The sequence below is a fragment of the Brasilonema octagenarum UFV-OR1 genome, from assembly GCF_963888615.1.
Taxonomy (GTDB): domain Bacteria; phylum Cyanobacteriota; class Cyanobacteriia; order Cyanobacteriales; family Nostocaceae; genus Brasilonema; species Brasilonema sennae.
In genome coordinates this window covers 57173-63172 of the sequence record NZ_CAWPKW010000213.1, presented here as the reverse complement: position 1 = coordinate 63172, position 6000 = coordinate 57173, and the positions used below count along the sequence as shown (strand labels likewise).

Genomic DNA, 6000 nt, shown 5'->3' with positions numbered 1-6000 from the left:
CGGTCTTCCCAGTAACAGAAACCGGGTTTTTGGGATTAGTGAATCGGTGTTCTAGTAAACAAGGAGGGAGGCGACGAGCCCATATCGCACGAGCACTTGTTGTTTAAAATGAGATATTGTTTTAGTGATCATATCCTTTGTAGACCTCAAACTTTTTTTACATCTAGATTTTTCCAATTGTTCTAATTCCCTAAAAAAGAGCGAAGCCGGAGTCATTTGTTACAACTTTGGACAAAGCATAGCCGAGAGCAAATATTTCACGTATGCGCAAAGCGCATACGGTGCAGCCATGACATTAGCCATAGGGCTGACTATTTAGAATTGTTATATAGAACACTGATTTCACTAATCTATACCTATCCTTTATCCTATCCTTGATTTAACTCACCTACTTATGCCAGATTCATTAATGTATCAACAAGACTATTTTGTCGTTTTAGAAACAAACCAACCCGAACAATTTCTTTCTGCTTTAGAGTTATTAGAGAAGCTCAAAGAAATTTTACACACATTTAAATTTGAGGACTTGCCACCCGATTTACAATCTCTTGATTCAGTAGAGGCACGAGCAAAATATTTAATCGATACGAGTTGCGAGTTAGATGTTGGTTCTGGTCGATATTTACAGTGGTATGCTGTTCGTTTAGAAAAATAAACATTATTCATTAGCTCTTAGTCATTAGCTCAGAAGAATAGAGACGTCAGTTGCCAGGAGGAGGTAGCGCCGGGGTGAGGCAGCGCGTACGCCACATGCCTCTGTCGGGAAACCCCTTCGGGTATCTCCTATGCCCTCCCTTGCACACTACTTTGTGTCTGTTGCCCGAAGGGCAGGAGTTAGCATGTGCCGTCGGCTCTGCCGACTTGTAGCACAAGCCCGTGAGCAGGGAAAAAAATGATTAAGAAAAATTAGTTGTCCCCTTTACCGGAGCCTGACCCTGAAAAAATGGTCAGCCCTGTATTTTGTTGATCTGTCGATCGCGTTGTTCCCTAAAAATTCCCAAATTTTGGTAGAGTCGATGTCAGGTAGTCGGGTAAGGTTCGAGCGTCACCGCTCTCCCCTCCCCTAAGAACGCAGCATGAGACTTTCGCACTCACTGCGCTCAAGCCTTACTTCAAGCGAGTTGACTTGGATTTTGTGTGTACCTGCTTATGACACGCTTTGTGTAGATGCTGAAGGTTTTTTACGTCATCAAGTCCACCTTGAGCAACAGGTACGATGTGATGGGTTTCTATTTCCTCTCCATTGAATAATGGTTCACCACAGGTACATTTCCAGTCTTGGTTTTGAGCGATTTTATAATTCCGAGAGTTTTTCTCCCAGTAGCTCTTACCATATTTTTGGTGGCGTTTTTCCCAATATTCTTTGAGTGAGGGGTCATCCGGTGATGCTTCCCCCTTGACCTTTACATGGCGTTCGATGGGCGTGTACGCTATCGGGTATAGGATTAAATCCTTTTGTTTGCCTCGGCGGTCGCTAGTAGATGTAGCGAACGTCCATTTCTTGCGATTTCTGGTCTGAAAGTAACGTTTCCGTACCCATTTTGTGTTCTTGTTGGGATGGCGACGTTTAGCCCAACGCCAGAGGTATTGCCATATTCTACTTTTGACATATTCAAAGGTTTCTTTACTAACCACACCTCTGTAATAATTAGCAAAACCTCGGAGAATTGGGTTCAGTCTTTTGATGACTACCTCTTGTTCACATCCGTTCATTGCTTTTATTTCTTGACCGATTCGTTTACAAAAGTCTAAGACTTTCTTTTTCGAGGGTTTGATAAGCAGTTTGCCATTATAATGGCGGTGATTGAAGCCGAGGAAGTCAAAACCATCTGCCATTGACGTTATGAACGTTTTCTCCGTACTGAGATTCAAACCTCTTTCTGACAGCCATTGCTGAATCTGGATTTGGGCATTTTCGAGGCTTCCTTTGTCTCTAGCTGTGACTATAAAATCATCAGCGTACCTAACCACTCCAAGTTTTGGATTGGTGGATTTTATAAAGGTTTCTAATCCATGCAATCCGATATTGGCTAGGAGCGGGGAGCAAACCCCTCCTTGTGGTGTACCCGTTTCTGTCGGGCTGTATATCCCTTCAAAGATAAATCCAGCTTTTAACCATCCTTTGATTAGGTTTTTGTTTGGGAAATTACCTAGTTGTCTAAGGATAGATTCATGGGCAATATTGTCGAAGAATCCTTGAATATCAGCTTCTAAAACCCAGTTATTTCTAGCATTTGGACTTGCATTTAATCTTATCCAATTTTGTGCTATGGCATCATGACAGCTTCTACCGCACCTGAATCCATAGGAGTTTGGTTCAAATACGGCTTCCCATTCGGGTTCTAGTGAATTGACTATTATTGCCTGTTCGATTCTGTCGCGCACGGTTGGGATTCCGAGCGGTCGTTTCTTACCGTTGGCTTTGGGGATCATTACCCGTTTTGTAGGATCTTGATTTCCTCCACTCCAGTTGTTTACCAGCTTCACTCGCTGCTTTGGGGTATTGATTATTTCTTTGTCAATTCCTGCCGTTGCTTTACCCTTATTGGTCTGAGTGATTTTCCGAACAGAGAGTAATAGGTTGGCGTAGCTTCTTTGCATTAACTTTTGGAGGTTTCTCAACTTCCGCCAGTTACCAAGTTTTCTCGCGAGAAAGATTCTTTGACGCAGATTCCTAACCGCTTTGTTGATTTTTCGCCAGTTGATTTGGCTCCAATCTTCTAGTGGTTTTCTTAGTCCGTTTGTTGTACCGAGGTACGACATCTAACTTGTCCTTGAATTAAGTTTCTTTGTGAGTTTCTCTTTCTCATAAGACCCAGAGTAAGTCTGCTATTCCTTTCGGTCAGGGGCAAAGTTTGAACCCCTATCTCGTTCATTACAAACGGGCTTTTGCTTTTTACTCCATCCTTTACCCTCCAGAGGATTCTGCTTTCCTTGCGGTTAGCTTACTATTGGTATCGACATCCTATAGACTCTATGGGGTTTACCTTGTTGTTTCGCTTAGTGTATATTCTCCTTTAGATGTTGACTTTCCTGCGGTGGGAGTTATATTCACACGATTTATAGAGCATAAAACCATAAATCTACCCACTTACCTTTTGGTTGGAACCTGTCAGCCTGATTTGGCTCCCTGTGCGATGACGCAGTTTAAACATCAATTTACTTTTGTTCATCTTGGGAGAACTCCCTCTTGCTCCTTACCACTTTGGGCTAGTAGTTAAGGTTACGTTTGTGGTCTGCATTCCGCCTGTTTCGTTACCTACTTGGGCGTGACCGGACTCCGGAAAGTCTTTTACATTAGGGTAGAGAGTGTGAATTCTCTAGGAGAGTCGGCTCTCCGTTCTAAACGACCTTTCAAGTCGCGCTTATGCCTCGCCCCTCTCTGTTAGAACCGGACGTGCGCTTTTCAGTGCATCCGGCTCCCGATATTCTTAAGGGATAACCCTTTTGCTCATGTGGATATAATCGTGACAGGATTCGTGTACAGCAATCAGATTCTTGGTTTTCCAATTGTTGTGGTTCCCGTCTGCGTGGTGCAAATGTACTCGTTCTTCGCTTGTACATTTTAAGCCACAATATCCACATGTATGGTTTTGCTTTTTAAGAGCTTTAGAGGTTTCCCCATCATAGAACTTACTATTACGTTCGCTCCAGTATGTTAAATCTCCGTCGTAGGGTGATTTATTCCCTTTGACATTGATGTGGGCATTTTCGGAGTAAGAGACTTTAGGAAAAGCTTTTTCTAGCAATTTCTTGCTAGAGTGGCGATTCTGTTTAGCTTCTTTGTTGAATACCTTTATTGTTCTGCTTTGAATGTGATACAGGGAGAACCGTGACCCGTCCATTTTGCAGAATTTGTGGTAATTTCTCCATCCTCTAACTATTGGTGCTAGCTTTTCGGCTTTTACCTTAGAACCATAATTCGAGTTGTTAACGATAGCTTTTACCTTCTGACGAAATTTCAAGAAATTCTCCGCTGAGGGAGTACTTCTAAATTTTCCGTTACTTTGCACTTTAAAATGCCAGCCAAGGAAGTCAAATCCATCTGTCGCGGCGGTTATCTTTGTCTTTTTCTCACTTACTTTCATTCCTCTTTGGGCTAGAAATTGGCTAATTCTTTCAAGTATCTCGTTCGCATCGTCTGAGGGTCGAAGTATTATTAACATGTCATCCGCATAACGGATTGATGGTTCTATTATGCCCCTCGTTCCTTTGTACTGGTGAATACTTTCAATTCCATTTAAGGCGATGTTTGCTAATAAAGGACTCACTACGCCACCTTGGGGGGTTCCTTGTTCCGGAAAGCCAGGGTTAGTTCCTGCTTTTAGGCAGCGGTATATTCCTGTCTGTATGCCTTTGGGGGCTATAAGGTTTTCCATTATGGCGTTGTGTGAGATCCTGTCGTTCGCGCAGCGTGTCCCCTTGGGACTCAGCACTTCTCGATATCGAGTTCTATAACTCTTTTATCTTTTCCCTTGCAAGTGTCGCGTAGGTTGTTGAATAGATATCTTTGGGCATCATGTGCCGAGCGACCTGTTCTGAACCCGTAACTTCTCGCATGGAATGTTGCTTCGTGTGCTGGTTCTATTACATATTTTGCTAGGCATTGCCAAGCCCTATCCGCAATAGTTGGAATTTTTAGCATTCTAGTACTACCGTCCTTTTTGGGAATGGGAATACTGCGTAACTTTTGGTGTTTCCAATTGTTACTGGATGCTTTTAGCAGTTCTTCTAATTCAAAACGTTCCTTAAATGTAAGAGACTTTTTGCCGTCGATTCCTGCTGTTTTCTTCCCAGCATTTAGCTGTGATACTTGACGGATTGCCAATAATCTAGCCGCAGTGGATTTCAGAATAAGTTTTTGAAGTGACATTGCTTTACGCTTGTTTCCTTCTCGAACTGCTTTGAATACTCTCTTTTGTAGGCGAAATACGTCTCGGCGAAATTTCTTCCACGGTAACGTCTTCCAAGATTCGCTATAGTTGTCTATGCGTCCAATCATGCTCTGACTCCAAAAAGTATTTTCTGAATACCTTGCGAAAATTACTTCGCATCCTACCCGAATCAAAAGGGTTCCGTATCTCGTCTTACCTACCTGGGGTTCGACCGCCCCAGGACTTTTGATTCGTTTTTATTCGTTCCCTTAGATGATTGTTGTGTTCCGTTAGGTGTAGCCAATTTAACCATCAGAAACCCTGGATTCATGCTGCTATTAAGCCGACAATGCAGCGGGTTTTAGCTCTGATAAAGTCAAGGTTTTTAGGTTATGCCTTGCTTCAAACTAGGTCACTTTTTTAGGCTCAGTTTCACCATTGGAACTCCCTGTTAGCACCAGTGTCAGCCCATAACAGCCGTCTGATTGTGCCCTGTTCCTCGCTTCACTCTACAAGAATCGAGCTTGTTCGGTGGAGGCAGATAAGGAGTCACGCTTGAATCTGGCGGGTAGGACTTTCACCTACATCGATCTAAGAGTTCAACCTCAGTAGTCGTCTACATTGGTTGGTTAGTGTATGTACGGGCTGGCTACCGTGATTCCACTAACAACGAATCGCACCGGCTTTGTTTGCTACTATAGCCACCTATTTAAGTTATTGCTTTACATTATGATCACGGACTTTTTTGAGTTCTTGCTTGATGATAGCTTTTCTACCATCATCAGTTGCGAGTTCCAAGGCTTTGAGGTAGTTAGCCTCTGACTTGTCGTATTTTTTCTCTAGACTGTAGAAATAACCCAAAAGTATGTAATCATCGCTGGTTGCTTGTCCTGAAGATTTCAGTGCTTGAAGTTTTTCGATTGCAACGTCATTCGTAACATTATTAAGTTCAGGACGAGTACTTACTTAAATGAACTCTGAGAAGGACTGGTATTGCCTTGTGGACTTAAAATTGGACATGCCCACGCATTATCCTTACATTCGGGCTTCGGTTCTTGAATCGGTCTAAGAACTCTCTGTCTGCTTTCTGAAGAACTGGTATCGCCTTGTGGACTTAAAATTGGAC

The 6000-nt window shown here is 42.9% G+C and carries 3 protein-coding genes and 1 pseudogene; 1 reads left to right on the top strand and 3 read right to left on the bottom strand.

All coding sequences use genetic code 11. The features are described 5' to 3' along the window. Window positions 1-394 precede the first annotated feature (394 nt). Window positions 395-655 (top strand): CRR7 family NDH-1 assembly protein, encoded by a 261-nt coding sequence (locus AC5590_RS16250; protein ID WP_169264598.1) that lies wholly within the window; start codon window positions 395-397, stop codon window positions 653-655. Between the two features lie 452 nt (window positions 656-1107). Here the strand turns inward: AC5590_RS16250 and ltrA are convergent, their stop codons facing one another. The 3 genes and pseudogenes from ltrA to AC5590_RS16235 form a co-directional block, all read right to left on the bottom strand. Continuing rightward, a complete protein-coding gene (ltrA, locus tag AC5590_RS16245; RefSeq protein ID WP_169264597.1) occupies window positions 1108-2763 on the bottom strand; it encodes a group II intron reverse transcriptase/maturase in 1656 nt (551 codons plus the stop codon). A gap of 668 nt (window positions 2764-3431) precedes the next feature. After that, a pseudogene (locus tag AC5590_RS16240) lies at window positions 3432-5002 on the bottom strand (group II intron reverse transcriptase/maturase). Window positions 5003-5588: 586 nt separating this feature from the next. Continuing rightward, window positions 5589-5735, bottom strand: coding sequence for a hypothetical protein (locus AC5590_RS16235; RefSeq protein ID WP_169264596.1), 147 nt, complete (start codon window positions 5733-5735; stop codon window positions 5589-5591). Window positions 5736-6000 lie beyond the last annotated feature (265 nt).